Genomic DNA, 26,647 nt, shown 5'->3' with positions numbered 1-26,647 from the left:
ATCATCCCTCACCCTGCTGAAAGATGCGGGTGTAGGACGCGCCGTACTCGGCCGCCTCGGGGTTACGCGGAAACGGCAGCGCGCGGGGGTCATAGGGCACCAGTGGCGCAAAGTTCAAAACGCCTTCATCCCCCGCCAAGGCCTCCATCCCGAAATCCGCATCCAGCGTCAGTTCGGACAGGCCGCTATCCAGCGACGGCAGGTCAAGGGACAGATCATCGCCGTCCTCGTCTTCACCCCCCAGCGAGAAATCGATGCTGTCCAGCGTCAGCTCTTCCTCGGGCAGTGTCGGTGCAACGCCGCGCCCGATGTCCTTTAGGACCCCAACCTCCAACACCGGCACGGCCAGTTCGGGGTCGATATCGACGTTGTCATAGGTGTCCCACGCGAAATCGTCCTCAAGGTCATAGGGATCGAAAATCGCGTGCGTTGCCGAACCGTTGAATTTCCCCACGACCGCGCCATCGGCGGGTTCCTCGGGGTCAAACATCGCACCATTGTCGCAGAACAGGTTCTCGGTGATCGCGATATTGGGACCGTCCACATCGTCCCATTGCGGGAAAATCGCCCCCCCGACGTTAAAGGCGAACAGGTTGCGGGTGATGTCGATCTGGCTGGCGGAATATTTGTTGCCGATCTCCAACGTGCCGGGGTTCGACGTGGTGCGATCGGGATTACGCGGCCAGTTCAGGACGAACGAATTCCCCGCCAGACGATAGCGCGGCGTGAACTTGCCCCCGCCACTGGTCACCTGCCACGTGTAAACGTTGTTCATAAAGACGTTGTTCGTCACCTCAACCAGCGCTTGATCGGACATGGCGCGGATGGCGGGCGCGGCGACGCCGTTTGGCGCGTTCAGGAACACGTTGTCCGCCACGACCAGATGGTTCGTGGTCAGATAGCCGAACCGCAAAATCCCCCATGTGGACGATCCGCTGAACATCAAGGTGTTGGTCTGGGCGTCATAGGCGTTTGAGGGGCTGACATCAAAGGTCAGGCCCGACACCACCAATTCGGCCAGCGCGTGTTTCTTGCCCTCAAACGACAGGACAATGCCCGATCGTTCGGGCGGCGTCACCATCAAGGTCGGGGTCAGGAACGGGTTGCGGGTCTCAAACGTCTCGTCATAGCCGCCAAGGATATGCAGCGATGCCTCGGGCGCGATGACCTCGGGCAGTGCCCATTGCCCCGTGCCCGCCTTGCCGTCGTATTCCCCGCTGGCAATCCGGATGGTAACGCGGCAGGTGCCACAGCCTGACAGGGTCTCATGCGCATTGCGCAGGGCGGCGGTCAGGCTGCGCTCGGCAAACACCGCCTGTCCATCCTCGCGGGCCTTGGCTGTGTCATAGGCGGCGGTCCCGCGCGGGGCCACAAGGTAATCGATATTTTGGGCCGCGACGGGCCCCGCAATCAGCGCCGCAAGCGCCGGGATCAAAATACGCATAACAAGACACTCCTCACGAATGCGTGAAGGGTGCCATCACAGGTTGTGTTCGATCAAGGGGGACGCGCGGCGGGCTTTTCCCCGCGTCAGTCGTCGCCCTGAGCTTCGGCGCGCGATTTACCGGCCACGTTCAGGGCCAGCGTCGCCGCCATCAGCCCGTCCAGATCACCATCCAGAACACCTTGGGTATCCGAGGTTTCATAGCTGGTGCGCAGGTCCTTAACCATCTGATAGGGCTGCAGAACATAGGACCGGATCTGGTTGCCCCAACCGGCGTCACCTTTGGCTTCGTGGGCGGCGTTGATCTCGGCGTTACGGCGGTCCAGCTCCATTTGATACAGCCGCGATTTCAGGGCCTTCATGGCGATATCACGGTTCTGGTGCTGGGACTTTTCGGAACTGGTCACGACGATGCCGGTGGGCATGTGGGTGATCCGGACCGCAGAATCGGTGGTGTTGACGTGCTGACCACCGGCACCGGACGACCGATAGGTGTCCACGCGGATGTCGGCGGGGTTCACTTCGATTTCGATATTGTCATCGACCACCGGATAGACCCAAACCGAGCTGAACGAGGTATGACGACGCGCGGCGCTGTCATAGGGCGAAATACGCACCAAACGGTGCACGCCACTCTCGGATTTCAGCCAGCCATAGGCGTTGTGACCCGAAATCTTATACGTCGCGGATTTGATCCCCGCCTCTTCGCCCGCGCTCTCGGATTGCAGTTCGACGTCATAGCCCTTTTTCTCGGCCCAACGCACATACATGCGGGCAAGGATGCTGGCCCAATCACAGCTTTCCGTACCACCCGCGCCCGAGTTGATCTCAAGGAAGGTGTCGTTGCTGTCGGCCTCACCGTTCAACAACGCCTCAAGCTCTTTCTTGGCGGCAACGGCTTTGAGCGCCTTCAGCGCGGCCTCGGCGTCGGCGATGACCTCTTGGTCATCTTCCATTTCGCCCAGTTCGATCAGTTCGATATTGTCGTTCAGATCGCGCTCGATGCCGTCATAGGTCTCGATTGAATCGACCAAGGCCTGACGTTCCCGCATCAGTTTCTGGGCGTTCTCCGGATCGTTCCACAGATCGGGATCCTCGACCCGCGCGTTGAATTCCTCAAGCCGGTAAGGCGCGGTTTCGCGATCCATACGCTGCCCCAACAGGACCAGCGATTTGCGGATGTCTTCAACGATATTCTGTGTCTCAGCGCGCATGAGGCCGTGACCTTTTTTGACTGCTTGATGTTCAGGCGGTGATACCCGCAGATGCGCCGACGGGCAAGCACCCTTGCGCGTCGGCCTCTCGGTGGGTGGGGGCGGTTAGTACAAACCGCCCGAGTTCAGCGTGCCAAAGCTGGCCTTGGGGCCAACGGTGGCGGTTTCGCCGGTGGATGTTGTGACCTCGGTGCCGGTTTCGGCGGCCGCTTCGGTCGAGCCATCCGCGCCTTCACCCGGCCCGAACAGAGGCAGGTTCGCCCCCATCGCAAAACCACCGTCGATCAGGGCGGCAACGCCGAAAATTGGCTCTTCACCATCGCGGAAGTATTCGGCGACGACATTCGGGCCGCTGGCATCGGCGGGCAGACGTGCACCCGAGAACCGGTCGATCTTGATGAAATGGCCACCCGGCGGGACCTTGAACTTGCCGCCGCCGTATTTCTCGGTCGCCTTTTGCATGAACGCGTTGAACACCGGACCACACATGCCGCCACCGGACGCACCCCGCCCAAGCGGCTCGGGGCGGTCATACCCGATATAGCAGCCCGCCACGATGTTCGAGGTGAACCCGATGAACCACACATCGCGCGCGTCGTTGGTCGTGCCGGTCTTACCGGCGGTCGGAACGCCAAGGTTCACACGACCCGCGGCGGTCCCGCGGGTCACAACGCCCTGCATCATCGAGGTCAACTGATACGCCGTGATCGCGTTCATCACCCGTTCGCGGTTGGACACGATCGTGGGCGCCTGCCCCTCATCCAGCGCGTCGATCGTACAATCAGTACAGGTGCGTTGGTCGTGGCGATAAACGGTCTTGCCCCACCGGTCCTGCACACGGTCAACGAGGGTCGGCTCAACCCGCTCACCGCCGTTGGCAAACATCGCATAGGCCGCCACCATCTTGAACAGCGTGGTTTCCTGCGCCCCAAGCGAGTTCGCAAGGAACGGATCCATCCGGTCATAGACGCCGAACCGTTCGGCGTATTGGGCCACGGTTTCCATCCCGATTTCCTGTGCCAGACGCACGGTCATCAGGTTCCGCGACCGTTCGATCCCCGTGCGCAGGGGCGTCGGGCCGTAGAACTTGTTCGATGCGTTTTTCGGACGCCAGACGGCCCCGCCGGTGTCGACCTCAATCGGGGCGTCGATGACGATGGTGGCGGGGCTGAACCCGCTGTCCAGCGCCGAGGCATAGACGAACGGTTTGAAACTCGACCCCGGCTGGCGGGTGGCCTGCGTGGCGCGGTTAAAGACCGAGTCCTGATAGCTGAACCCGCCCTGCATCGCGATCACCCGACCGGTGTGCACGTCCATCGCGGTAAAGCCGCCCTGCACTTCAGGGATCTGGCGCAGGGTCCAACGGATGAAGGACCCATCGCTGTCCTTGGTCATGCGCCGCACATGAACGACATCCCCGACCTCAAGCAGATCAGAGGCGTTGCGGGCCGTGCGGCCCAACGTGCCGTCCTCGCGCAGTTTGCGCGCCCATGTCACGTCATTGGCGGGAATCCAGTGGCCATCCGCATCATCGGCGACACCTTCGATGCCGATACGGGCCGAGGTGCTACCCAGTTCCAGAACAACCGCGCGGTACCAACCCTCAATATCATTGGCGACGCCACTGGAAGACAGCGCGGCGCGCCACGCGTCCTCGGATCCCAGTTCGGCGGGGTCGATTTTGACACCCGTGCCACGCCAGACACCTTGGCGGCGGTCATATTCCTCAAGACCCTGACGCAGGGCGCGCGCGGCCTCTAGTTGCAGTTCGGGGTCATAGGTGGCGCGGATGGTCAGACCCCCGCCGAAAAATTCGCCCTCACCGAAATCGCGGCTCAACTGGCGGCGGATTTCGTCGGTAAAGTAATCACGCGGCGGCAGGCTCTGGCGGAAGGGTTCGTAATCGCCGTTCTGCACCGTTTTCAGGGGTTCGGCCCGCGCCGCGTCATAGGTCGCCTGATCGATATAGCCGTTCTCGAGCATCTGTCCCAGAACATAGGCGATCCGGTCCAGCGCCCGTTCCTTGGCCCGCACGGGGTGGTAGGTCGAGGGCGCCTTGGGCAAAACGGCCAGATAGGCCGCCTCTTGGACCGACAATTCCGACAGGGTTTTGTTGAAATAGGTCTGTGCGGCGGCGGCCACCCCATAGGAATTCTGCCCGAGGAAAATCTCGTTCAGGTACAGTTCCAGAATGCGGTCCTTGGACAGGGTTTCCTCGATCCGCGTGGCAAGGATCAGTTCCTTGACCTTACGCTCGCCCGTGCGCTCGCCCCCCAAGAGAAAGTTCTTCATCACCTGCTGGGTGATGGTCGAGGCCCCGCGCACGTTTTGGCCACGGCTTTTGAACGCATCATACGCGGCAGAGGCAATGCCGCGCGCGTCATAGCCCTTGTGGCTATAGAAATTCTTGTCCTCGGCCGAGATAAACGCCTGTTTGACGATATCGGGAATTTCGTCGGCGGGCGCGAACAGGCGACGTTCCTCGGCGAATTCGTCGATCAAACGCCCCTCACCCGAATAAATCCGGCTGATGGTTTTGGGGGTATAGACCGCCAGATCCTCATGATCGGGCAGATCGCGCGCATACATCCAGAACAGCGCGCCGATCATGATGACCGTTCCCGCAATGCCAAGCGTGACAAAGCTGAACAGACCGCCAAGGATGGATAAAATCGTCCGTATCACAGGAACCCCCAGATTCATTGCGGCCTATATACGCATGCTTGGCGCGGTGGTCAAAAACAAGCAAACGCAGAATGGGCACTTTTACGCCCATCCTATTGGTGTTGTGAACGCCCGGATTACTGGCGGATCAGCGCGCCTTGGGCGGCGTCGCTCTGGGACCAGTCGGCAATCGCATCGGCAATGGATTGGGCTGCACGGGCGCGCCATTCGTCGTTCTGTAGATTATCTAGGTCCCCGGGTGACGATAGAAAGCCCAGTTCGATCAACACCGACGGGATATCGGGGGCCTTGAGGACCGAAAACCCGGCCTGTTGCAGCGGCTTTTTATAAAGGGGCCCGATGTGACGGCCCATATGATCGACCAAGGTCTGGGCAAGGGCCATCGTGCGCGGTTCGGTCTCGCGCCGTGTCAGGTCCATCAGGATACCGGCGACCACATCATCGTGATCGTGCAAATCCACCCCAAGCAACAGGTTGTCGCGATCGTGCCGCTCGGCCAGCTTTTGGGCGGCAACGTCAGAGGCCTGATCGGACAGGACATAGACAGTCGCGCCCGTCGCGCGCCCCTCGGCCAAGGCATCGGCGTGCAGGGACAGGAACAGGTCCGCCTGTGCTTCATGCGCAAAGGCCACACGGGTTTCCAGAGGGACGAAATCATCGCTCTCGCGGGTCAGGAACACCTCGAACCCACCGCGGCGCAGCGTGTCGCGCAGTTCCCGCGCAAACAACAGCATCAGGTCGGCCTCGTTGATCCCGTCATTCTGTGCGCCCGGATCAATGCCGCCGTGACCGGGGTCCAGAACCACGCGCAGGGGCCGCGTGCCGTCCTGACGCAGGATCGGCGCCTCGACCGCGCGCACGGCGGGACGGCCCCAGATCGGATCACCGGCACCGGGTGTTGCGGCGCGGGCGGCGAAATCAGGCGCGCTTGTCGCCGTAAAGGACAGGTTCAGGGCCACGGGCGCGGACCCATCCGCACCGGTATAGATCGCATCGACCAGCAGAACCGGCTCGGTCAACTCGACCACCATGCGCGACCACCCTGCCCCCAGACGCCCCATGGTGACGCCCGCGACCGCGTCGGCCCCTTGCAGGGTCTCGGCACTGAGGCCCGTGAAATCCACCTCACGGAAATCGACGACGACGCGGCGGGGACCGTCCCAGAGGCGCACGCGAAACGGGACAGCCTGTGTCAGGCCAAGCGTCAGGTCAAACCCCGCGCCGTGATCGCGTGTCTCACTGCGCGCGCCGTCCACGCGGGCCAGCGCGCTCAGACCTTGCGCCCACGCGCCAGAACCCGCGCCAAGGCACAGGGCAATTGCCACTACAAAACTGCGAATTCGCCTGCTCATCATCCGGTATTCATCCGTTTTCTTGGCCGCACTATAACGTCCGGTGCGCGAAACGGAACACACCGTTATGCGATGTGGCCCCGCGCCTGCATAAACTCGCGCAAGCGGCGTAGACCCTCACGAATATCGTCGGTCGAACGCGCATAGCTGAACCGCAGCGTCCCCGCCCCGCGCACCGGATCGAAATCGATCCCCGGCGTGACGGCGACACCCGCCTCATCCAGAATGTCGCGGGCAAAGGCGCGGCTGTCCTCGGTCAGGGTCGACACATCCGCATAGACATAGAAGGCCCCGTCGGGCGGCGCGATGCGGTCAAACCCCATGGCAGGCAGTTCGGCCATCATCAAATCGCGGTTCGCGCGATAAACGGCAAGGTTCGCGTCGGCCTCGTCCATACTGTCCAGTGCACCGATGGCCGCGATCTGGGCGGCGTGGCTGGGACAGATGAACATGTTCTGGGCCAGACGTTCGATCAGGCGCACATGATCCTCGGGCACCACCATCCAGCCCACGCGCCAACCCGTCATCGAAAAGTATTTCGAGAACGAGTTGATCACGTAGACATCGTCGCTGATCTGCAAAGCGGTGACCGCTTTGCGGTCGTATTCGATGCCGTGGTAAATCTCGTCGGAAATGAACGCCGTTCCGTTCGCGTGACAGGCGGCGATCAACGCGCCAAGCGCATCGATATCCAACATCGTCCCCGACGGGTTCGCGGGCGAGGCCACCATAAGACCGGCCAGATCCGGCGTCACATCCGAGGGCACCGGTTGATAGCGGTTTTCAACGCTGCTCTCGATCAGATGCGTGTCCAGACCAAGGGCGTGCAGGATCTGACGATAGGACGGATAACCGGGCATGCCGATCCCGACCTTATCCCCCGCATCAAACAGCGCACTGAACGCCAACAGAAACGCGCCACTGGACCCTGCCGTCACGATCACCCGAGCCGGATCAAGGTCAACCCCGTACCAATCCGCATAAAGACGCGCGATTTTCTGCCGAAGTTCCGGCAGGCCCAAGGCAACCGTATAGCCAAGCGCATCATCATCCAGCACAGTGGCCAGAGCCTGTCGCGCGCCGCTGGGCGCGGGGGTCGAGGGCTGACCCACCTCCATATGGATGATGTGGCGACCGGCCTCTTCGGCTTGGCGGGCGGCCTCCATCACATCCATAACAATAAAGGAATCGACCTTGCTACGGCTTGAACTGCGCATGAAAACCTCTCACCTTAAGGGGACAGGCCGGTTTTTTCAGGGCAAGGACAGACAGTCAATGGCGATCACGCGAACTCCGACACAACGCCGCGTGATCCGCGGGATGCTCTGCGCCTTGGCCGTGATCATGGCCCCCGTTGTGGCGGCGGCCCAATCCCTGATCCGTGACGCCGAAATCGAATATGCCCTGCGCGAACTGTCCCGCCCAATTGCCGTCGCGGCGGGTCTCAGCCCCTCGCAACTGAACATCCTTGTGGTGAATGACAGCTCTCTGAACGCCTTTGTGGCCGATCACCGGACGATCTTTGTGCATTCGGGCCTGTTGATGAAACTGGACAGCGGTGCGCAAATCCAATCGGTTCTCGCCCATGAAATGGCCCATATCGCCAACGGCCATATCACGCGACGGGTGCAGAACTATCAAAACAGCTCACGCATCGCGGCGATTGGTACGGCCCTGTCGGCGGCGGCGGCCATCGGGGGCGGTGGCAGTGCGGCGGTCGGCCTTGCCGCCGGGACCAGTTCCGCCGCCCAACGCGCGTTTTTTGCCCATACCCGCGCCGAAGAAAGCAGCGCCGATCAGGCGGGCGTGCGATATATGGCACGTGCGGGCGTCGATCCCCATGCCATGTCCGAGGTTCTGGACATCTTTCGCGGCCAAGAGGCCCTGTCGGCCTCGCGCCAAGACCCTTATGTCCTGACTCACCCCCTGTCGCGCGACCGTATCCGCGCCCTGAACGGGATTGCCGCCGCCGTCACCGTGCAACCCAAAGACCCAACCGTTAGCAATTATTGGTTTTCCCGCGCACAGGGCAAACTGGCCGCGTTCCTGCAAAACCCGTCCTTTACCCTGCGCAAGATCGACAAAAAGGACCAGTCCAGCGTCGCCACCATGATGCGCGCCGTCGCCTATCACCGCAAACCGGACACCAAAGAGGCGCTGAAATACGTGGACCGTCTGGTGTCGATGAACCCGAATGATCCCTATGCGCATGAGTTGCGGGGGCAGATCCTGCTCGAATCCCGCAACTTTGGCGCAGCCGTCAATGCCTATGGGCGCGCGGTGAAACTGGCCTCATCCGAGGCGTTGATCCTGTCGGGATACGGGCGCGCGTTGCTGGCCACGGAAAACAACAACAAGGCCGCCCTGTCCGCACTGGAACGGGCGCGGGCGCGTGATCCCTATGATCCGCGGATGCTGCGCGATCTCGCGGTTGCCTATGCGCGCGCGGGCAACAACGGCATGGCCTCGGTCGCGACCGCCGAACGCTACGCGATCCTTGGCCGTCTCAAAGACGCCGCCGTCCACGCCAAACGCGCCACGGGCCTTTTGCCACGCGGCTCGGCGGGCTATCTCAGGGCCCAAGACATTCTGGCCGCCGCCAAAAACCGCTCCTAACCACATAACCGTTATTTGATGACAGCGCGCATTCGTGAGATACATCCATTCAAGATTTGGAACATGATGCCGAACGCGCCCGCCCAAAAGGACCGACATATGCCCCGCACGCTCTTCGCCGCCGCCGCTCTGGCCCTGACCACCGCCCTGCCCGTTCAGGCCTCCGACCTCAGCGACCTAAGCGACGCCGAACGTCAGGCCTTTCGCGATGAGGTCCGCGCCTATCTCCTCGAAAACCCCGAGGTCCTGATGGAAGCGATCGCCGTCCTTGAGGACCGTCAGGCAGAACAGCAGGTCGCCAACGACGCCTCTCTGGTCCGCGTGAACGCCCAAGACATCTTTAGCGATCCGCATTCCTGGGTCGGTGGCAACCCCGAGGGCGACGTGACGCTGGTGGAATTCATGGACTACCGCTGTTCCTATTGCCGCCGCGCCTTTGACGACGTTGAGGCCCTGATCGACGGGGACGAGAACATCCGCCTTGTGATCAAGGAATTCCCGATCCTCGGCGAACAATCCGAACTGGCCTCGCGCTTTGCCATCTCGGTTAAATCGCATCACGGGGATGAGGCCTATAAATCGGTGCATGACACGCTAATCAAATTCCGCGGCAACATCACCATGACCAGCCTCGAGAACGTCGCCGCGCGCCTTGATCTGGACATGGACACGATCACCCCCCTGATGACAAGCGACGCCACCAACGACATCATCCGCCAGAACCGCCAACTGGCCCAGCGTCTGGGGATTTCGGGCACGCCGACCTTTGTTCTGGATGAACAAATGCTGCGGGGCTATGTGCCCCTTGACGGCATGCAACAGATCGTGGCCGACGTACGCGCCAACTAGGCGCGCACCACGCTAAAAACAACAAAAGGCCACGCAATCGCGTGGCCTTTTTCAATTCGGTCACGGGCGCAACCGTGTTATTCGGCGGCCTTTGCTGCGGCCTCGGCCTCAATCGCGGCGGCGCGTGCCTCGACCTGTTCGACGATGTGATCCACCATCTGCTCGTTGCTCATCTTGTGGCTCTGCTTGCCCGCCAGATAGACCATCCCGCTGCCTGCACCGCCACCGGTGAACCCGACGTCGGTCATCAACGCCTCACCCGGCCCATTCACGACACAGCCGATGATCGACAGGCTCATCGGGGTCTTGATGTGCTCCAGCCGTTTCTCCAGCGTCTCAACCGTCTTGATCACGTCAAAGCCCTGACGCGCACAGCTGGGACAGCTGATGATATTCACCCCACGGTGGCGCAGGCCCAGCGATTTCAGGATCTCATAGCCGACCTTGACCTCTTCGACCGGATCGGCGGAGAGGCTGACGCGCAAGGTATCTCCAATCCCCATCCACAGCAGGTTCCCCAGACCGATCGCCGATTTGATCGTCCCCGACATCAACCCGCCGGCCTCGGTGATGCCCAGATGGATCGGCGCATCCGTCGCCTCGGCCAATGCCTGATAGGCGGCGGCGGCCATGAAGACGTCGCTGGCCTTTACGCTGATCTTGAACTCGTGGAAATCATTGTCCTGCAGGATGCGGATATGCTCCATCCCGCTTTCGACCATCGCGTCGGGACAGGGTTCACCGTATTTGTCCAACAGATGCTTTTCCAGACTACCGGCATTCACGCCGATCCGGATGGAACAGCCATGATCGCGGGCGGCGGCGATCACCTCTTTGACGCGCTTTTCATCCCCGATATTGCCCGGATTGATCCGCAGACAGGCGGCACCGGCCTCGGCGCTCTCAATCGCGCGGCGGTAATGGAAATGGATGTCGGCGACGATGGGCACGGGGCTTTCGGCGACGATCTCTTTCAGGGCGGCGGAACTGCCTTCATCGGGCACCGAGACGCGCACGATATCGGCACCGGCCTCGGCGGCGGCTTGGACCTGTGCGATGGTTGCCGCTACATCCGTGGTGATCGTGTTGGTCATCGTCTGCACCGAAATCGGCGCATCGCCCCCGACGGGGACGTTCCCAACATGGATTTGGCGTGATTTGCGGCGGTAGATATTGCGCCACGGGCGCACATGGTTCAGCGACATTTGTCACCCCTGCGGTTGGTGCTGAGGCTTAGATAAACCCTCGTCCCCCTCGCAGCAACCCGGCCTATTGCGAAATCGGCTGCGTCACTTCGGCGACCAGACTGGCCAGCCCCGGTTCCGTGTCCAGATCGGCCAGTTGATAGGCCCCTCGCAGATCATCAGAGGCCAGCGCGATGTTTTTCACCACCTCGCCGCCCGTGCCCGCAGGCCCATAGACCTGACCGTCCAGCGCAAAGTACACCGCACCGGCATAGCCCGTGCGCAACAAAGGCGCCTCTTCGGTCGCGGGCAAGACGTACCGTTCGCCCGCGTCGAGGATTTTCTCAAACAACACCGTGCCCTCGGCCGATGTCACACGCACCCATGCGGGACGGGTTGCGAAAACCACAACCTCGGGCGCGTTGTTCGCGACCACCTGAATATTGCCGTTTTCGGGCGCGTTGGTTTCCCCCAGCGCGGCCAGAACGGCGGCATCCACACCGGATGCGAAACCTTGTTCATCGCTTGCCGCGACGCGCGGACCGGTCGGAACCTGAACAGTGTCCAGATCGGCGAAGACACCAACCGAACCGGGTTCAAGCGTCGCAATCGGCGCATCACGCGCAATCAGGCGCGGCACGTCCAGAGGTTCGGGACGATAGAGACGATCAAAGGCCTCAGGCGTCGGCAGGATCAGATCGGCGCGTTGGGTTTCGGCGTCACTGCCCGCTTGGGTCGTGGCCGCAACCGGATCAAGGTCGGCGACAACCGTCGGCGCCTCATCCACGGGGGCCAAACGGACCTTTTGAATTTCTTTCAGGGCGGACCAGCCACCAAAGCCAAGCCCACCAATCAGGGCCAGCAGAACCAGAGACGATCCAATCGCACCAGGTTCGATGCGGGAAAACAGACCCTCGCTGCGCGGCACGAACAGGGCGTTGGGATCGGATAGGGGATCGCCCGCGTTCTCGGCGCGGGTCTTTTTCACCACCGGCTTGGGCGACGATGCGGCCGCATCCAACCCATGGGCGGTTTCAAAATCGGCCTCGAAACAGAACTTGGCATAGGCCCATTCGGGGTCCATGTCCAAATAGCGCGCGTAAGAGCGCACGTAGCCCGCGATAAAGCCCGGCGTTTCAAATGCAGAAGGATCGGCGTTTTCGATCGCGGCGATATAGGTCGCCTTGATCTTCAATTCGCGTTGCACGTCCAGCAGGGATTTGCCCAAGGTCGCACGTTCACCGCGCATAACGTCCCCGAGCCGCAGCTCGAAGTCGTCGAACCCTTTGGGTAGATCGTTATCCTCAGCCGCTTCCGGCGGCCGTCTACGCCCGATCATATGCTGCCCCGTGCCTGCAAAGTTCTGTCCCAGAAGCAGCCAGCGATTCTTTCTTCACTTATGGCTGCTTAGCGAATCTTTACCACAGGGGCGTGCCCTTTGCACCTTTAGTTGCAGATCACGCGGACAATTCGGCACGATTCAGCGCACAGTGCGACCACAGCTCGTCCATGGCCTTAACCAGATGATCGATCTCTTTGGGGCCATGCACCGGAGAGGGCGTAAAGCGCAGACGCTCGGTCCCGCGCGGAACGGTCGGGAAATTGATCGGCTGGACATAGATGCCAAAGCGCTCCAGCAGCATATCCGACAGTTTCTTGGTGTGGACCGGATCACCAACGATGACGGGGACGATGTGGCTGCCGTGATCGATGATCGGCAGGCCCATGCCCTTGAGGCGCATCTTGAGGATCTTCGCCTGCAGCTGGTGCTGATCACGCAGGGTCGCATCGGTTTTCAGGTGACGTACAGACGCCGCCGCACCCGCCGCGACCGCAGGGGCCAGCGAGGTCGTAAAGATAAAGCCCGGCGCGTAAGAGCGGACAGCATCACACATTTTCTCCGACGCGGCGATATAGCCACCCATGACGCCATAGGCCTTGGCCAGCGTGCCGTTGATGATGTCGATGCGGTGCATCAGGCCGTCACGTTCGGCCACACCCGCACCGCGGGGGCCGTACATGCCGACGGCGTGCACTTCGTCAATGTAGGTCAGGGCGTTGAATTCATCCGCCAGATCGCAAATCTCTTTGATCGGGCCGAAATCGCCGTCCATCGAATAGACCGATTCAAAGGCGATCAGTTTCGGCGCGGCGGGATCGTCTGCGGCCAGCAACTCGCGCAGATGGGCGACGTCGTTGTGGCGGAAAATACGTTTCGCGCCACCGTTGCGGCGCACACCTTCGATCATCGAGGCGTGGTTCAATTCATCACTGTAGATGATCAGCCCGGGGAACAGTTTGGGCAGCGTGCTGAGCGTCGCATCGTTGGCGATATAGGCCGAGGTAAAGACCAGCGCCGCCTCTTTCTGATGCAGGTCGGCCAGTTCGGCCTCAAGCTCTTTGTGGTAGACCGTGGTGCCCGAGATGTTGCGAGTCCCGCCCGAGCCAGCGCCCGCCGAGTCAATCGCGTCATGCATCGCCTGCAAAACCACAGGATGCTGACCCATGCCCAGATAATCGTTGCCACACCAGACCGTGATGTCCTGCTCTTGGCCATCCGGGCGGCACCATACTGCCGAAGGGAATTGCCCGTTGCGACGCTCGATATCAATAAAGGTCCGATACCGGCCCTCTTCGTGCAAACGGTTCAGGGCTGCTTCCAATCCTGCGGTATAATCCACCAGAATTCTCCTTCCAAATCACGGCCGTTTTGTCGGCCTTGTTCGCCAGCTATGCCAGCCACCTCTGTCAACGGCCATATTGGCCCGTAGCTTACCAGGAGCGACACCGCGCGGGTTGGCTGAGCCGGTTTTAACCACCTGCCCGCCGATGAACAAGGACACCATCGTCGCACCCGTGTTCACGCGTCATCACCCCATTCTCCCTACCGTCACCGTTGACGGATGTGGCCCCTTCGCCAGGTGACATATCACGAATTGTGAATATCACACGAGAAAAATCTAGGGATTTCCATCCAGTTTGTCCTGCACAAACTGACGCCAAAACTTTGATCTGGCGCAAGTTCACGCATTTTTTGGTTCATATAGGAAACATTTTTTATTCGAAGGGGATCGCGGGACCCTGCGTCACAAACGCGGGATTTCCCGATATTTTCGCCCAAACGCCACGCAGAACCGCGCCGTTCGGGCAATTTTTGTGCGAAAATAGAATCAGTCCGCAACCACAACGGCACAATCATCTGCACCGTCGGCGGTACAGGCGGCGATGGCATCGGCAGCGGCTGAATCGCCCTTGCCCACGCCCCAACTGCCGGTGCTGGCCGAGATCGCAAGCGCCTTGGCACCGAACCCTTTATACTCTTTGCGCAGACCCTCGGTCGCGGCGGCGGACAGTTGCAGATCGCGGGGCTCATATTTCTCGGGGCGCAGTTCGGCCACGATGATGCAGGGCTCGCTGCCCTCGCGTTTGCGTGCATCACAGCCCGTCAGGGCCACGGTCCGCGCGGTGTCGACGTCATGATAGTTCGCCGCCGCGACCAAGGCCTCAGACAAAATGCCCTCACTGGGGGTCATGGCGACCGCCCCGTAATAGGCCTGTGTCGCCAGAACCTGATTGAGGATCGCCAGATCCTGATCGCTCAGGCCCGCGCCCTCGGTGATGGTGATGTCTACGCCCTTGGGGCTAAAGGCCAGCTTGCGCGCCTCTTTGCCCGAGATCGGTTCGGCCAAGGCGGGTGTGGCCAGAGCTACGGCGGCCAGCAAAGCAGTCGTCAAACGCATTTCAGATTCCCTATTTCCGTTGTGCAGACCCTAGCGTGCGCTGGCGCGCGGTTCCACCCTCTGGACAGTGCGGATGGCCCTGATAGGGTCGCTTTTCAAGGAATGTGAACGGAGTTTCCGAATGTCGCTATCGCCCGTGCTTGCCCGCATCGACGCAGATATCACCGCCGCAACAGACCGGTTGCTGGATTTGCTGCGTATCCCGTCGATTTCGACCGACCCCGCGTATAAAGACGCCTGTCAAACGGCGGCGGATTGGCTGGTCGCGGATTTGCAGAGCATCGGTTTCGACGCGTCCAAGCGCCCCACCCCCGGACATCCGATGGTCGTTGCCCATTACGACGGCCCGGGCCCGCATGTGGTCTTCTACGGCCACTATGATGTACAGCCGGTCGATCCCATCGACCTCTGGGACCGCGACCCGTTTGATCCAGCGGTTGAGGACACCGCCAAAGGCAAGGTCATTCGCGGGCGCGGCTCGTCCGATGACAAGGGCCAGTTGATGACCTTTATCGAGGCCTGTCGCGCATGGCAGGCCGAGCATGGCACCCTGCCCTGCAAGATCACCATCTTTTTCGAGGGTGAAGAGGAATCGGGGTCCCCGTCCCTGATCCCGTTCATGAAAGAAAACGCCGAGGAACTGACCGGCGATGTGGCTCTGATCTGTGACACCGGCATGTTCGGCGACAGCACACCGGCGATCGTGACCATGCTGCGCGGGTTGTTGGGTGAGGAAATCACCATCACCGGCCCAAGTAAGGACCTGCATTCCGGCATGTACGGCGGCCCCGCGATGAACCCGATCCGCGTTCTGGCCGATATGATTTCGCGCCTGCACGACGATCAGGGCCGCGTGACGGTCCCCGAGTTTTACGAAGGCGTCCCCGAGCTGCCCGACGATATTGCCCAGCAATGGCGCGATCTGGGCTTTGACGCGGGCGAGTTTCTGGGTGAGGTGGGCCTGTCCACCCCCGCGGGTGAGGCAGATCGCACCGCGCTGGAAATGATCTGGTCCCGCCCGACATGTGAGGTGAACGGCATCTGGGGCGGCTATACCGGCAAGGGGTTCAAGACCGTCCTGCCCTCCAAAGCGCACGCCAAGATCAGCTTTCGCCTCGTCGGCACACAGGACCCGCATAAAATCCGCGAGAACCTGCGCGCCTATCTGACCGACATGCTGCCCCCCGATTGCCAGATCGAATTCTCGGGCCACGGCGCATCGCCCGCATCCCAGATGCAAATCGACCACCCCGCGTTTGAACAGGCGCGCCATGCCCTGTCCGACGAATGGCCCAATGCGGCGGCCTATGTGGGCTGTGGCGGGTCGATCCCGATTGCGGGCTATTTCAAGACCTATCTGGGCATGGACGCGATGTTGATCGGGTTTGGCAAGGACGACGACCAAATCCATTCCCCGAACGAAAAATACGACCTCAGCTCGTTCCACAAAGGCACCCGCAGCTGGGCCCGCATTCTGGACGCCTTGTCGAAAGACGCCTAAACGGCGCGGGCCGCGCGCCATGTGCGGCCCCCCATTTCGGACGACACTATGTTGAATATCCTGATTGTTGCGGCGGCCCTGATTACGGGCGGCGTTTTGGCGTGGCCCCGTCTGGCGCGGGCGCCCCTGTGGCGGGCGACGATCACGCCGCTGGCCTCGATCATCGGTAGCGGGTTTTTGGTGCTTGGCCCGATCTTGGCGGTCAGCTTCGGGGATATGGCGCCGCTGGCCATGGGGGCGCTTTGTGTGCTGGCCTATGCGTTTGGCCACGCCGTGCGCTATAATATCAGCACCCTCGCCACCCAGCCCGATCGCGGTCCCCTGATCGCGCGGGCCGAGGCGCTGGCCGAAACCGCGCTGGCCTTTGCGTTCGTGATTTCGGTGGCTTACTACCTGAACCTCTTTGGCTCATTCGCGGTCAGCCTGACGGGGTTTGACGATCCGGTTCACGCGCGCGTCCTGACCACGTCCGTGTTTCTGGTGATCCTGTTCGTCGGGTGGACGCGCGGGTTCGCCGCGCTCGAACGGCTTGAGCAGCTGTCGGTGGGACTAAAGCTTGCGATTATCGCGGGTCTGTTGGTCGGGCTGGCCGTCTATTTCGGCACACGCGCGGCGGCGAACGACCTGATCACCCGCGCGCCCAGCACCCATGGATGGGCCGCGATCACCCTATTGGCGGGGTTGATCGTCACCGTCCAAGGCTTTGAAACCTCACGCTATTTGGGGGATGAATACGACGCAGACACGCGGGTGCGCTCTATGCGCGTGGCCCAATGGGTGTCGAGCGTCATCTATATGGTCTATATCGGCTTGCTGACCTACGCGATCAACGTGGATGACCTGCACCTGTCGGAAACCGCGATCATCGATCTGATGCAGGTGGTCGCGCCGATCCTGCCGATCCTTTTGGTCGCCGCCGCCCTCTCGGCCCAGTTCAGCGCGGCCGTCGCAGACACAAGCGGTTCGGGCGGGTTGATCCACGAACTGACCCGTGGGCGTGTGTCCCCGCGTCAGGGATATGTCGTGCTGGTCGGGATCGGAATCGCCCTGACATGGACGTCGGACGTGTTCCAGATCATCAGCTATGCCTCACGCGTTTTCGCGGCCTATTACGCGGTACAATCGGCCATCGCCGCCCTATCGGCCCGTGCACATCGCGACCACGGACGTATGACGGCCTATGGCGCCCTGACCCTGATCGGACTGTTTGCCGCGATCTTTGGCGTGGCCGTGGAATAGCACAAAATCCGCGCGGGTGATCCGTGCGGTTCGACATGTCCAGGTTATCCGGAGAAAGGTGAAAAATGGCGCGGTTGACGGGGCTCGAACCCGCGACCCCCGGCGTGACAGGCCGGTACTCTAACCAACTGAGCTACAACCGCGCATCTTTCGTGGGCATCGTCTGGGACAGCAGTGGCGCGGTTGACGGGGCTCGAACCCGCGACCCCCGGCGTGACAGGCCGGTACTCTAACCAACTGAGCTACAACCGCGCATCTTTCGTGGGCATCGTCTGGGACAGCAGTGGCGCGGTTGACGGGGCTCGAACCCGCGACCCCCGGCGTGACAGGCCGGTACTCTAACCAACTGAGCTACAACCGCGCATCTTTCGTGGGCATCGTCTGGGACAGCAGTGGCGCGGTTGACGGGGCTCGAACCCGCGACCCCCGGCGTGACAGGCCGGTACTCTAACCAACTGAGCTACAACCGCTCTGCTTGTCCCGGGCTTGCCCGGTGTGAGGGCGGTTTTATGCATGGGGCACGGTGGCGTCAAGCGCCCTTTCACCCAAAAATACACTTTTCTCATCGCGCCTTGCCGACCCCCTTATTTCATGGGGATTGGGCCTATGATTTCCGGCGGGCATCGCCCAGTTTCGCCACCCGCGCGCAGCCACAGCCGATTCCAGCGCCCCGAGTCACCACCCAATCCCCGCCGCCAAACCGGTTTACACGACATCGCACACACGCTTAGGGTGAGACGTGGTTTTATAGGTGATCAACGCGATGTGGGATTTTCTGGCATTTTTGGTGGTCTTGGAAGTCATCGCGGTCCCGGTGGCGATCCTTTTCCTTGTGGTCGTCACGGTCCGCCTGAAACGCGACGTCCGCACGTTGCAGGACCGCGTCACCACGCTTGAGAACGGCGCGCCCGAGGCACCGGTGGCCGCGCCCGTCCCCACACCCGCCCCGAAGACAGAGATCTGGGCCAAATCCACCCCGCCGGTTACAGACAGCCCCCCCGCCACACCGCCCAAACCCGAACCGGTTCCCACCGACCCAAGCAGTCTGGACCGGTTCATCGCGTGGATGGGCGTGAATTGGATCTATGTGGTGTCGGCGGTGTCACTCGCGCTGGCCGGCGTGTTTTTGGTGCAATACGGGGTCGAGGCGGGTTTGCTTCCGCCCGCTGCGCGCATCATGGCCTCCCTCGCCTTTGGCGTGGCGTTGCTGGTCGCGGGCGAGGTGATCCGCCGCCGCTTTGGCGATGGTGAAACGGTTGCGACGGCGTATTTACCTTCGGTGTTTTCGGGCGCGGGCCTGATCACCCTGTTCGGCGCGATATTGGCCGCGCGGCATATGTATGGGCTGATCGGGGCCGAGGTCGCGCTGATTGGGCTGATCGCCACCGCATTGGTCGGGCTGGTGTTCGGGTGGTTCTATGGCCCCCTGATGGCCGCGGTCGCCCTGATCGGCGGCTTTGCCGCGCCCTTTGTGGTTGGGGGCAGTTCCCCGAACCCAAGTTGGGTCTACGGCTATCTGGCGATCCTTGCCGCGCTTGGCCTTGGGATCGACACGATGCGGCACTGGCGCTGGGTCACCGTTCTGACCCTAACCCTTGGCTATGGGCTGGGCGGTCTCTTGGCGCTGAGCGCAGACATTGACGTGATCGGATTGGCCTTTGGCGTGTTCATGGCGGGGATGGTGGTTATGTCGATCCTGATCCCCGTGCGCCGCCTGTCACCGGATCACGGCGGGCCGATGATTGGCCAGATGCTGCGCAACCGGTCTGCGCCGCGCCTGAGCTTTGTGACCCAGATTGCGGGCGGCTCCGTCGTGGCGGCAACCATTGGCCTTGTCGCGCTGTCCAGCACGGGTGAGACGCAGTTCTGGTTGGCGGCGATCCTGCTTGCCACCCTGTCGGGCGCGCTGATCCTGTGGTCGCACCGCGCGACGGCCCTGCAGGATACGGCGTTGATCCCCATGGCGGGCCTCTTTGCCGCCCTTTTGCCCAGCGACGGTGTGGCACAGGTCATCCGCCACCTGCACGCCGCCTATGACACCAACCCCGAGGCCGCCTTCCCCATGTCGGCCACGATAATCGTGGGCATCGGCGTGGCCCTGTCGGTGCTGGCCCTGATGCGGGCGCTGGCGACCAAGGGCTCCACCCCAACCACGGGCATCCTATGGGCGGGCGTCGCGGCGTTCTACGCCCCCGGCATTGCGATTTTGCTGGACTACACATGGAAACCGGCGGTTGTGATTGGCGATTATGCATGGGCCCTGCACGCGGCCGCCCTTGGCACGATTGCGGTCTGGATGGCGGAACGTCTCGCCAGCAAAGACGGCCCCGCGGACCGCTTGCGCACCTCCCTGCCCATTCTGGCCGCCCTGTCGGCCATCGTATTCGCGGTCAGCATCCTGTTGACCGAGGCCGCCCTGACCCTTGCCATCGCGGTGACGGTGGTCGCGGCGGCGGCACTGGACCGCGCCTATCGCCTGCCCCTGATGGGGGCCTTTATCACGGCGGGCATCGCGGGCCTTGGCACGCGCCTGATCGTGCTGCCGGGTCTGGAATATGCGTACTACGGGCCGCTGTTTGGCGTTGCGATCTCGTTCCTGTCGGTCATCGGTGCAAGCGTTGCGGCCCGCGTGATCCTGACGCCCCTGCCCCGCGATTTCGCCAAAACCATGGTCGAAAGCACCACCCTGACCACCACCGGCATCTTTGCGACCGTCCTGATCACCCGCGCCATGGGCGTGGCTGATCAGCCCGAGCTGCAACCGCATTGGGCGTGGGGCCTGAATGCGGTGATCTGGCTGTGCCTTGTGACGGCCCAGTTGTGGCGTGCCCAGCATGCGGCGCCGTTTAGACGTCTGCGTTTGGCACTTGCCGCGCTGTTCAGCCTGTCGGCCATTGGCGCGCTGTTCTCCGCCGTTATGTCCGAAAACCCGCTGATCTCTTGGTTCCGAGACGATCCCTATAACCTCGTACGCGGCCCTGCGGTGGTGAACAGCCTTGCCTTGGCCTATCTCGCCCCTGCGCTGCTTCTGGCGGCAATGGCGCGGTATCTGCCCGGTGTGACGTCCCGCACGCGTAAGGGTCTATGGAGCGGTGCAATCGCCCTGTCCGCGCTGTGGCTGGCCCTTGCGATCCGGCATGTGTGGCAGGGCGCGGCGGGCATGCCAATCGACATGGGCATCACCCAACCCGAGCTTTATAGCTATACCATCGCCTTATTGCTGATCGGGGCCGGCCTGTTTTATCAGGCCGTCGCACGCCGGTCGGCCACGCTGCGCCGTGCCGCCCTGATCGTTCTGGGCACCGCCATCGTCAAGGTGTTCTGGATCGACGCGGCGGGCCTGACGGGCCTGATGCGGGTGCTGTCGTTCCTGCTGCTCGGGCTTGGTCTTGCGGGGCTGGCATGGCTGGGCCGGTTCGGCGCGCAAACACCGGATCCCGAAAACGAAAAAAGCGCCGATTAACGGCGCTTTTTCAACCTTTCCAAAGAGGAAAGTGGTGGGTGATGAGAGACTCGAACTCCCGACATCTTCGGTGTAAACGAAGGTGTCGGCACGCAACCTGTTGTTATTTAGCGCAAAGCACTGTTTTTAAACGGCCCGAAAACAGCGTTTTCGACAGGTGGCGCGGTTCAGCGCGGTTCAGTGAACCAAGGAACGCTTCGTAAAATCGGGCAGGCAAGCCAGATGACCCATGCAGGGGATTTTGAATTCTCTGGATTTTGAGCCGGATCAATCCCTTAACCAATCGTGAATCACACAGACATAACGTGAACGCAGGGTGAATGTGTGAACGCGGGGATTGCCCTAAATCATCAAGGGCCACCCCGCTATGAGGTGGCCCTTGCACCAACGCTCTTGGCGATGGCCGGAAACGTCTCCTATCTGGATTCCGGCAGCTTCACGACAAAGGACGCTATCTGGTGCATGGCCGCGATTTTGTCTTGCTCGAATTTCACCCGCTCCGAAGGGGTCCAGCCCTTATCATCAAGAGGCTCCAGCCCCAACTGCCCGCGCTCATTTTCTCGCACCAGCAGAACGCCGTTTCGATGGAGCGTGGCCAAAAGGCGCTCATGAACTGCGGCCTCGACCTCGCGTGGCAAGAGGTCGCGGATTTCCGCGAAGATCGCATGGCCTATTGCCTGCGCCTCAAGCTTGCGGCGGTCTTGCCGCATGTCGCGCTTCCGTGTCTGCGTTGCTGTCTCCATCGCCTTGCTCTCCTTTTTCAGACCCGCCACTTGGCGAATTCCTCTGCTTGCCTCTGCGTCGAGCGATGCGCCTCGCCGCGCCCGGAAAGTTCTGTCTGTAAACGGTCTATTGTGCGCCGGGCGCGCTCAATTTCGCCGAGATAGAACTGCTCGACCCAGCCATGGTCAAAGATGGTGCGCTCAGAGCCGCACGGCGAGCCACGACCGAACAGGCGCTTATGGTCTTTCGGGTCACAAACGATCACCTCAATCTCAATTCCGCGTTCCTTGCAGAGCGACTGCACCCGTCGCCCCTCGCGCTCAGACAGGAATACCACGCGGTCGCCATCCTTGAGGCTCTCGACCAGCGAGGTAGTCCGCCCCGTGCGGCGGGCTGACTGGAAATAGACGTTAGCCGATCCAGCAACGCCGCTGCCAATTCCGAAATGATCCATGCTCTTGCTCCTGTTTAGACTCTGTTTTCAGCATGAAAGAGAGCTTCAAGAAGCTCCGCCTCATCTTCCACCACGTAATATCGCCGCCAATGGAAGGTCTTCTCATTTATCTGGGTGTTTACAAGCGGGCCGCTGCCATCACACTTGCGTCCGATACTTCCGATCAGCTCTGCCTCAAGAGACCTAGCTTCTTCATCGGTCATTCCAACACGGTAGATTTCAACCAGATAATCTCCGTCACCGACCACATCACGCCAGCCCTTGCTGCGATCCGATTTAGTGTAGGCCCGAAGCCCCCGACCCTTGCCAACGTAAAATGGCTCACCCGCAGGCGTTTTGTGGATATAGACATAGAAATCGCGACACTCCACCCGAGGTAGATACGGAACCCATTCTTCATCACTCATCGACGCTGATCTCCACTTCACCGGCATCCCATTTCTTTTGCCACGCAAAATACGCCGCTCGGCTGATCTTGACCTCGGACAGCGGCTTTAACGCTTCCCAGACCTCATTCCCGCGCTTGCCGAGGCGCAGCATCATATCCGCCACCTCCACCCGCGCCGGTGTCATGGCGATGGGCCTCCCGCCTTGCTCACCACGCTCACGCGCGCGGGCGATCCCGGCCTTGGTCCGCTCAACGATCAGGTTGCGCTCAAGCTCAGCCACGACCCCCATCATCTGCAACATGGCCTTGCCCATTGGCGTAGTCATGTCCACGCGCTCGGTCAGGCTGAAAAATTTCAGGCCACGGCTTTCGAGAAGCGCCAGAACCTCGATGATACCCTCAAGGGTGCGCCCCATGCGGTCGAGCTTCCAGACGACAAACTCTGTGCCGGGATGTTGGGCATAGCGTAGAGCCTTGATGAACTCAGGCCGCGCCATAGAACTGCCGCTGGCGCGATCCACAAAGATCAACTCGCGCGGGACGCCATAGGCTTCGAGCGCTGCAATCTGCATGTCGGGGTTCTGATCAGCCGTCGAAACACGGGCATATCCGATCCGCCGAACGGGCAGGTTTTCGGATTTGGATGCTGCTTTCTTACTGCTTTTCGCCATCGTCGCCGCCGTTCTGGACTGAGTTTTGAGACTGGCCTTCGCGCCGGTCCAGCTCGTTGTCGACGGCCTCACGGATGAACGCCGCGCGCTGGTTCGGCCCCGCGATCCTTTCGATGCGGTCCAGCGCCTCTTGCGTCAGGCGCACAACAGTTGGTTTCACGTTCATTGGCGGACGTCCCATCCGTCCGCTCGTATCCGATATCGGAAAATCGGTCAAAGATTCTCGCCTCGCGCAGTAAGTGATATCGCTTATTGACTTAGTAACCGATATCGCTTATTCAGTCAACATACGATCCAAACACCCCGAAAGGAAAACACATGCAGGCATACTGGCTAAAATTTACTGATGGAACGTCAGGTCATTGCGAGGGTCAAAGCGCCTTCGACGCCGTGCGGATTGCCGAACACCTGACGAAGAAGAAAGTCGCCGTCGAAGACCACCTGAAATACAAGCCGCAGGAAAGCGAGGCAGTTAAAACCCTACCTTATCCCGCCCGCCCTATGATCTGGCAAATGGAGCATCCGGTTTTCGGCAAAACGCCAACCTTTTGCTTTGGCGGCGCAGAGTGCCGGGGACGTGGCGCGTGTCCGCGTTCGCACTCCTGCTGCGACTGAACCCAACAACCCCGGAGGCCGATATGCGAATGACCCAAGCCGCCCTCGACGTGCTGGAAGAGCGCAAGCGCCAGCAAAACACGAAAGGCTGGACGCCCGAACATGACGACGAACATGACATGTTCGAGCTGTCACGAGCCGGGGCCTGCTTCGCTATGACGGCGGCAGGCTACCAGACCGACAATGCAATGATCCGCCGCCTCTGGCCATTTCCAGAAGATATGCGGCCTAGCGACCATCGGCGCCGGGATTTGGTCAAAGCTGCCGCCACTATACTGGCAGATATTGAACGACTGGATCGCGCGGCTGCGCGCCGATCCAACTAGCCCGGAAAGGAAAACCAATGCCGAACCCGATCATGAAATACTTCGAATACGCGCACCTGCCGGAACATCTGCAGGCGGTCAGCAAGCCCTTCGGCGACATGGCGGTGCAGATGAACAATCAGCTGCCCGATGGGGCAGAAAAGAGCGCGGGCCTGCGGAAACTGCTCGAAGCGAAAGACTGCATGGTCCGGGCGGCTCTTGGATGAAACAGCCATCCCGCGACACCCAGCTTGCCTTCGATGCCGCAAAACTGATCCTAGACGGGCGCGACCCCGTGAAGGATCGGGCGCAGGTCCTGATAACCCTCGATCACACCATCGCCACACTCCTATTGGTCGCAATGGATCGTGATCCGAGGGCCGCTGTGCAGATGTTCAACGAGGGCACAGTCCCGCACGTGGAAGAGCGCATCATGCTCTTCGCATCCAAGCAGTCCTAAAATCCCCGAAAGGAAAACCATGAAATCCGATATCATAGACATCTCGGTGCAGTTTCAGCACCAGACTGACGCCGCAGTTTGCGTTCGCGCAGAGGAGGACGGACCCGACATCTGGATCCCGAAGTCGCGTTGCGAGGTCCTACAGACCGACCCTAGGCGCGGCCACTATGTTCTGCTCACCACCGATGAAGCGACGGCCACCGAAAAGGGCCTCGTCTAACCGCACCTACAGCGCCCCGCCCGCGTCCTGATAGGCCCCAACGGCCAGCGCGCGGGCGGCGTTGCACTGGATCAGCGCATCACCGATCCGGCCTGTGATCAACTCCCAATCGCCCGCCCCCAGAAATTCGGACGGGTGAGCGCATGGCTCAATCGCCAGATCGGGCAGCGTCGTCAGGGTCAGGCCATCGGGCGTTGAGACGCCGCACGCTCGCAGCGCTAGGCACACGACAATCATTGAAATCTTCATTGGCTTGCCTCTCCAGTTCCGCGATCAGGACCGCATGTTCGGCGCGATCCTGCGCCAGTTGTTCCGCCACCTGAAACGCCCGACGCCCCGCCGCGTCCAGTTTGGCTTGAACCGCCGCGCGGGCCTCTGCCTGATCCGCCACAGCCGCGCCATAGCCCGTGCGGTACATCCACCGCCCACCAACGCCCACAGCGGCCACCACAGCCGCCACGAGGGCCAGAGCAGGCCACAGGCGCGTCACGTCAGCCCCGACAGGCAGAGGCGGCGCTCATCCGCGCGACGGTTCACAAGGCCCTTCCACACGCGCCCACCGGCACGGTTCCATCGGGGCAGTTGTTCGCAGGCCGCGCGCCATTCACCGGCCCGCAGATGCCGCGCCAATGTGGATCGGCACGCCGCGCCTACGCCGACGTTGTAGGACCAGCTCGTCACTGCGGCCTGAACCTCGACCGGTGCGGCCTCGATCTGGGGCGCACACGCCCGCACGCCGTCGTAAAATTCCAGCAGGCGGGTTTCCAGCATCGCCTCGCATTCGGCCACGGTGTAACTGTCGCCGGGCTTGACCCCGCGCGTCTCGCCCGCGCAGACCGTCCAGATGCCGACGACATCGCGATAGGCCTCGGTTCTGACACCCTCCCATCTCATCGTGATCGGCGTCGCCACAGCCATGACCGCCGCAACACCGGCCACCAACGTGCGCTTCTTCACCGCGCCAAGTTCGTCTTGGAGATAGGCCGCGATTGCCGCCGCCAGCTTCTCTTGTTGGATCAGGCGCGAACCGCCCGTCACCGCCGCCAGAACCGCCCCCACAGCCAGATAGGTGGACGTTTCAAGGCGAAGATCCTCGGGGGCCATCATTTCCCAGCCCGCCGCCGCCGCCAGAAACAGCGCATTCGCAATCGAGAACAGGAACGACCAAGCGCCCGTCGCGACCTTTTTCCATTCGGGGATCAATTTCATCATCAATTTGCCCTCTCGATACGTTCAAGCCGCCCGTCGATCCGGGCGAGCAGGTTGAAAATGCTAGCCATGCGCTCATCAGATCGGGCCGCGCTATCCTCTAGGCGGCGCAGGCGGGTCTCGTGATCGCGGATGTCGGTCGCGGCCTTGGCCTCAGCTACGGCCATGGCCTTGGTGATCTTCTCAATTTCTGCCGTGTTCGATCCAGACCGCCCATCCAGTTGCTGCCACCCGATTGCAATGGCCGCGATCATGGCGACGATCTGGATCACGTTGCCGAGCGAAATGTTTTGGGTGAATGAGGGTTTCGTCATG

At 61.6% G+C, this 26,647-nt stretch carries 26 protein-coding genes and 4 tRNA genes; 9 read left to right on the top strand and 21 right to left on the bottom strand.

Going from position 1 to position 26,647, the window contains the following annotated elements:
• Position 1: 1 nt before the first annotated feature.
• From R1W00_RS07155 to R1W00_RS07135, 5 genes are all read right to left on the bottom strand, one after another.
• A complete protein-coding gene (locus R1W00_RS07155) occupies positions 2-1,444 on the bottom strand; it encodes a hypothetical protein (protein WP_317262042.1) in 1,443 nt (480 codons plus the stop codon).
• An 86-nt stretch (positions 1,445-1,530) separates the two neighbouring features.
• The gene (gene prfB, locus R1W00_RS07150) at positions 1,531-2,658 is read right to left on the bottom strand and encodes a peptide chain release factor 2 (protein ID WP_317262041.1); all 1,128 of its coding nucleotides are present in this window, start codon (positions 2,656-2,658) and stop codon (positions 1,531-1,533) included.
• A 105-nt stretch (positions 2,659-2,763) separates the two neighbouring features.
• Complete coding sequence (locus tag R1W00_RS07145; RefSeq protein ID WP_317262040.1) at positions 2,764-5,343, bottom strand: PBP1A family penicillin-binding protein; 2,580 nt, start codon at positions 5,341-5,343, stop codon at positions 2,764-2,766.
• 116 nt (positions 5,344-5,459) lie between these two features.
• Positions 5,460-6,668 carry an N-acetylmuramoyl-L-alanine amidase gene (locus R1W00_RS07140; RefSeq protein ID WP_317262039.1) on the bottom strand — a complete coding sequence of 403 codons (1,209 nt, stop codon included), beginning with the start codon at positions 6,666-6,668 and terminating at the stop codon, positions 5,460-5,462.
• Between the two features lie 92 nt (positions 6,669-6,760).
• Entirely contained in the window at positions 6,761-7,912 is a 1,152-nt protein-coding gene (locus R1W00_RS07135) for a pyridoxal phosphate-dependent aminotransferase (protein ID WP_317262038.1), read from the bottom strand.
• A gap of 58 nt (positions 7,913-7,970) precedes the next feature.
• Between R1W00_RS07135 and R1W00_RS07130 the strand changes: the two genes are divergently transcribed.
• Entirely contained in the window at positions 7,971-9,311 is a 1,341-nt protein-coding gene (locus R1W00_RS07130; RefSeq protein ID WP_317262037.1) for a M48 family metalloprotease, read from the top strand.
• A gap of 99 nt (positions 9,312-9,410) precedes the next feature.
• Entirely contained in the window at positions 9,411-10,160 is a 750-nt protein-coding gene (locus tag R1W00_RS07125) for a DsbA family protein (RefSeq protein ID WP_317262036.1), read from the top strand.
• A 77-nt stretch (positions 10,161-10,237) separates the two neighbouring features.
• Here the strand turns inward: R1W00_RS07125 and ispG are convergent, their stop codons facing one another.
• The 4 genes from ispG to R1W00_RS07105 all read right to left on the bottom strand — a co-directional run bounded on the left by ispG (position 10,238) and on the right by R1W00_RS07105 (position 15,084).
• Positions 10,238-11,365, bottom strand: coding sequence for a flavodoxin-dependent (E)-4-hydroxy-3-methylbut-2-enyl-diphosphate synthase (gene ispG, locus R1W00_RS07120; RefSeq protein ID WP_317262035.1), 1,128 nt, complete (start codon positions 11,363-11,365; stop codon positions 10,238-10,240).
• A gap of 64 nt (positions 11,366-11,429) precedes the next feature.
• Positions 11,430-12,683 carry a helix-turn-helix domain-containing protein gene (locus tag R1W00_RS07115; RefSeq protein WP_317262034.1) on the bottom strand — a complete coding sequence of 418 codons (1,254 nt, stop codon included), beginning with the start codon at positions 12,681-12,683 and terminating at the stop codon, positions 11,430-11,432.
• 118 nt (positions 12,684-12,801) lie between these two features.
• Positions 12,802-14,025, bottom strand: a complete 1,224-nt coding sequence (gene hemA, locus R1W00_RS07110; RefSeq protein ID WP_317262033.1) for a 5-aminolevulinate synthase — start codon at positions 14,023-14,025, stop codon at positions 12,802-12,804.
• A 489-nt stretch (positions 14,026-14,514) separates the two neighbouring features.
• The gene (locus R1W00_RS07105; protein ID WP_317262032.1) at positions 14,515-15,084 is read right to left on the bottom strand and encodes a 5-aminolevulic acid synthase; all 570 of its coding nucleotides are present in this window, start codon (positions 15,082-15,084) and stop codon (positions 14,515-14,517) included.
• A gap of 121 nt (positions 15,085-15,205) precedes the next feature.
• Here R1W00_RS07105 and R1W00_RS07100 point away from each other — a divergent pair, with 121 nt between their 5' ends.
• Positions 15,206-16,585 (top strand): M20/M25/M40 family metallo-hydrolase, encoded by a 1,380-nt coding sequence (locus tag R1W00_RS07100; protein ID WP_317262031.1) that lies wholly within the window; start codon positions 15,206-15,208, stop codon positions 16,583-16,585.
• A 48-nt stretch (positions 16,586-16,633) separates the two neighbouring features.
• Positions 16,634-17,824, top strand: a complete 1,191-nt coding sequence (locus R1W00_RS07095; protein ID WP_317262030.1) for a hypothetical protein — start codon at positions 16,634-16,636, stop codon at positions 17,822-17,824.
• Between the two features lie 66 nt (positions 17,825-17,890).
• On the opposite strand, the gene R1W00_RS07090 is transcribed toward R1W00_RS07095, so the two are convergent.
• The 4 genes from R1W00_RS07090 to R1W00_RS07075 all read right to left on the bottom strand — a co-directional run bounded on the left by R1W00_RS07090 (position 17,891) and on the right by R1W00_RS07075 (position 18,294).
• Positions 17,891-17,967: transfer RNA gene (locus tag R1W00_RS07090), tRNA-Asp, on the bottom strand.
• Positions 17,968-17,999: 32 nt separating this feature from the next.
• Positions 18,000-18,076: transfer RNA gene (locus tag R1W00_RS07085), tRNA-Asp, on the bottom strand.
• Positions 18,077-18,108: 32 nt separating this feature from the next.
• Positions 18,109-18,185: transfer RNA gene (locus R1W00_RS07080), tRNA-Asp, on the bottom strand.
• 32 nt (positions 18,186-18,217) lie between these two features.
• Positions 18,218-18,294 (bottom strand) — tRNA-Asp (locus tag R1W00_RS07075).
• A 293-nt stretch (positions 18,295-18,587) separates the two neighbouring features.
• Here R1W00_RS07075 and R1W00_RS07070 point away from each other — a divergent pair.
• Entirely contained in the window at positions 18,588-21,287 is a 2,700-nt protein-coding gene (locus tag R1W00_RS07070) for a DUF2339 domain-containing protein (RefSeq protein ID WP_317262029.1), read from the top strand.
• Between the two features lie 416 nt (positions 21,288-21,703).
• Here R1W00_RS07070 and R1W00_RS07065 read toward each other — a convergent pair whose 3' ends face one another.
• The 5 genes from R1W00_RS07065 to R1W00_RS07045 are packed head-to-tail and all read right to left on the bottom strand — an operon-like array spanning position 21,704 to position 23,689.
• Positions 21,704-22,060: a hypothetical protein gene (locus R1W00_RS07065; protein ID WP_317262028.1), complete on the bottom strand. Its 357-nt coding sequence runs from the start codon at positions 22,058-22,060 to the stop codon at positions 21,704-21,706.
• Positions 22,048-22,464, bottom strand: a complete 417-nt coding sequence (locus R1W00_RS07060) for a hypothetical protein (protein ID WP_317262027.1) — start codon at positions 22,462-22,464, stop codon at positions 22,048-22,050. The genes R1W00_RS07065 and R1W00_RS07060 overlap by 13 nt, the downstream gene beginning before the upstream one ends.
• Before the next feature lie 14 nt (positions 22,465-22,478).
• Positions 22,479-22,871: a hypothetical protein gene (locus R1W00_RS07055; protein ID WP_317262026.1), complete on the bottom strand. Its 393-nt coding sequence runs from the start codon at positions 22,869-22,871 to the stop codon at positions 22,479-22,481.
• A complete protein-coding gene (locus R1W00_RS07050) occupies positions 22,864-23,523 on the bottom strand; it encodes a recombinase family protein (RefSeq protein ID WP_317262025.1) in 660 nt (219 codons plus the stop codon). Before R1W00_RS07050 ends, R1W00_RS07055 begins: the two co-directional genes overlap by 8 nt.
• Complete coding sequence (locus R1W00_RS07045) at positions 23,507-23,689, bottom strand: hypothetical protein (protein WP_317262024.1); 183 nt, start codon at positions 23,687-23,689, stop codon at positions 23,507-23,509. The genes R1W00_RS07050 and R1W00_RS07045 overlap by 17 nt, the downstream gene beginning before the upstream one ends.
• 152 nt (positions 23,690-23,841) lie before the next feature.
• Between R1W00_RS07045 and R1W00_RS07040 the strand changes: the two genes are divergently transcribed.
• The 4 genes from R1W00_RS07040 to R1W00_RS07025 are packed head-to-tail and all read left to right on the top strand — an operon-like array spanning position 23,842 to position 24,903.
• Positions 23,842-24,138 carry a hypothetical protein gene (locus R1W00_RS07040; protein ID WP_317262023.1) on the top strand — a complete coding sequence of 99 codons (297 nt, stop codon included), beginning with the start codon at positions 23,842-23,844 and terminating at the stop codon, positions 24,136-24,138.
• A 23-nt stretch (positions 24,139-24,161) separates the two neighbouring features.
• On the top strand, positions 24,162-24,464 hold the full coding sequence (locus R1W00_RS07035; RefSeq protein ID WP_317262022.1) for a hypothetical protein: 303 nt from the start codon (positions 24,162-24,164) through the stop codon (positions 24,462-24,464).
• 17 nt (positions 24,465-24,481) lie between these two features.
• Positions 24,482-24,670 carry a hypothetical protein gene (locus R1W00_RS07030; RefSeq protein WP_317262021.1) on the top strand — a complete coding sequence of 63 codons (189 nt, stop codon included), beginning with the start codon at positions 24,482-24,484 and terminating at the stop codon, positions 24,668-24,670.
• Complete coding sequence (locus R1W00_RS07025) at positions 24,667-24,903, top strand: hypothetical protein (RefSeq protein WP_317262020.1); 237 nt, start codon at positions 24,667-24,669, stop codon at positions 24,901-24,903. The genes R1W00_RS07030 and R1W00_RS07025 overlap by 4 nt, the downstream gene beginning before the upstream one ends.
• Positions 24,904-25,271: 368 nt before the next feature.
• Here the strand turns inward: R1W00_RS07025 and R1W00_RS07020 are convergent, their stop codons facing one another.
• The 3 genes from R1W00_RS07020 to R1W00_RS07010 are packed head-to-tail and all read right to left on the bottom strand — an operon-like array spanning position 25,272 to position 26,646.
• Positions 25,272-25,613, bottom strand: a complete 342-nt coding sequence (locus R1W00_RS07020) for a hypothetical protein (protein ID WP_317262019.1) — start codon at positions 25,611-25,613, stop codon at positions 25,272-25,274.
• On the bottom strand, positions 25,610-26,335 hold the full coding sequence (locus tag R1W00_RS07015; protein WP_317262018.1) for a lysozyme: 726 nt from the start codon (positions 26,333-26,335) through the stop codon (positions 25,610-25,612). Before R1W00_RS07015 ends, R1W00_RS07020 begins: the two co-directional genes overlap by 4 nt.
• On the bottom strand, positions 26,335-26,646 hold the full coding sequence (locus tag R1W00_RS07010) for a hypothetical protein (RefSeq protein WP_317262017.1): 312 nt from the start codon (positions 26,644-26,646) through the stop codon (positions 26,335-26,337). Before R1W00_RS07010 ends, R1W00_RS07015 begins: the two co-directional genes overlap by 1 nt.
• Position 26,647 lies beyond the last annotated feature (1 nt).

The sequence above is a fragment of the Rhodovulum sp. FJ3 genome, from assembly GCF_032918305.1.
Taxonomy (GTDB): domain Bacteria; phylum Pseudomonadota; class Alphaproteobacteria; order Rhodobacterales; family Rhodobacteraceae; genus SAT37.
Note: the sequence above shows the minus strand (reverse complement) of the source record. Positions and strands in the feature narration are given on the sequence as shown.

Bases quoted from the DNA above. Each gene is read 5' to 3' on its own strand.
- R1W00_RS07070 (WP_317262029.1), top strand. From the start codon at position 18,588: ATGTGGGATTTTCTGGCATTTTTGGTGGTCTTGGAAGTCATCGCGGTC.
- R1W00_RS07060 (WP_317262027.1), bottom strand. From the start codon at position 22,464: ATGGATCATTTCGGAATTGGCAGCGGCGTTGCTGGATCGGCTAACGTC.
- R1W00_RS07055 (WP_317262026.1), bottom strand. From the start codon at position 22,871: ATGAGTGATGAAGAATGGGTTCCGTATCTACCTCGGGTGGAGTGTCGC.
- R1W00_RS07040 (WP_317262023.1), top strand. From the start codon at position 23,842: ATGCAGGCATACTGGCTAAAATTTACTGATGGAACGTCAGGTCATTGC.
- R1W00_RS07130 (WP_317262037.1), top strand. From the start codon at position 7,971: ATGGCGATCACGCGAACTCCGACACAACGCCGCGTGATCCGCGGGATG.
- R1W00_RS07030 (WP_317262021.1), top strand. From the start codon at position 24,482: ATGCCGAACCCGATCATGAAATACTTCGAATACGCGCACCTGCCGGAA.
- R1W00_RS07100 (WP_317262031.1), top strand. From the start codon at position 15,206: ATGTCGCTATCGCCCGTGCTTGCCCGCATCGACGCAGATATCACCGCC.
- R1W00_RS07105 (WP_317262032.1), bottom strand. From the start codon at position 15,084: ATGCGTTTGACGACTGCTTTGCTGGCCGCCGTAGCTCTGGCCACACCC.
- R1W00_RS07025 (WP_317262020.1), top strand. From the start codon at position 24,667: ATGAAACAGCCATCCCGCGACACCCAGCTTGCCTTCGATGCCGCAAAA.
- R1W00_RS07125 (WP_317262036.1), top strand. From the start codon at position 9,411: ATGCCCCGCACGCTCTTCGCCGCCGCCGCTCTGGCCCTGACCACCGCC.
- R1W00_RS07015 (WP_317262018.1), bottom strand. From the start codon at position 26,335: ATGATGAAATTGATCCCCGAATGGAAAAAGGTCGCGACGGGCGCTTGG.
- R1W00_RS07035 (WP_317262022.1), top strand. From the start codon at position 24,162: ATGCGAATGACCCAAGCCGCCCTCGACGTGCTGGAAGAGCGCAAGCGC.
- R1W00_RS07050 (WP_317262025.1), bottom strand. From the start codon at position 23,523: ATGGCGAAAAGCAGTAAGAAAGCAGCATCCAAATCCGAAAACCTGCCC.
- ispG (WP_317262035.1), bottom strand. From the start codon at position 11,365: ATGTCGCTGAACCATGTGCGCCCGTGGCGCAATATCTACCGCCGCAAA.
- R1W00_RS07135 (WP_317262038.1), bottom strand. From the start codon at position 7,912: ATGCGCAGTTCAAGCCGTAGCAAGGTCGATTCCTTTATTGTTATGGAT.
- R1W00_RS07155 (WP_317262042.1), bottom strand. From the start codon at position 1,444: ATGCGTATTTTGATCCCGGCGCTTGCGGCGCTGATTGCGGGGCCCGTC.
- R1W00_RS07010 (WP_317262017.1), bottom strand. From the start codon at position 26,646: ATGACGAAACCCTCATTCACCCAAAACATTTCGCTCGGCAACGTGATC.
- R1W00_RS07115 (WP_317262034.1), bottom strand. From the start codon at position 12,683: ATGATCGGGCGTAGACGGCCGCCGGAAGCGGCTGAGGATAACGATCTA.
- R1W00_RS07095 (WP_317262030.1), top strand. From the start codon at position 16,634: ATGTTGAATATCCTGATTGTTGCGGCGGCCCTGATTACGGGCGGCGTT.
- prfB (WP_317262041.1), bottom strand. From the start codon at position 2,658: ATGCGCGCTGAGACACAGAATATCGTTGAAGACATCCGCAAATCGCTG.
- R1W00_RS07045 (WP_317262024.1), bottom strand. From the start codon at position 23,689: ATGAACGTGAAACCAACTGTTGTGCGCCTGACGCAAGAGGCGCTGGAC.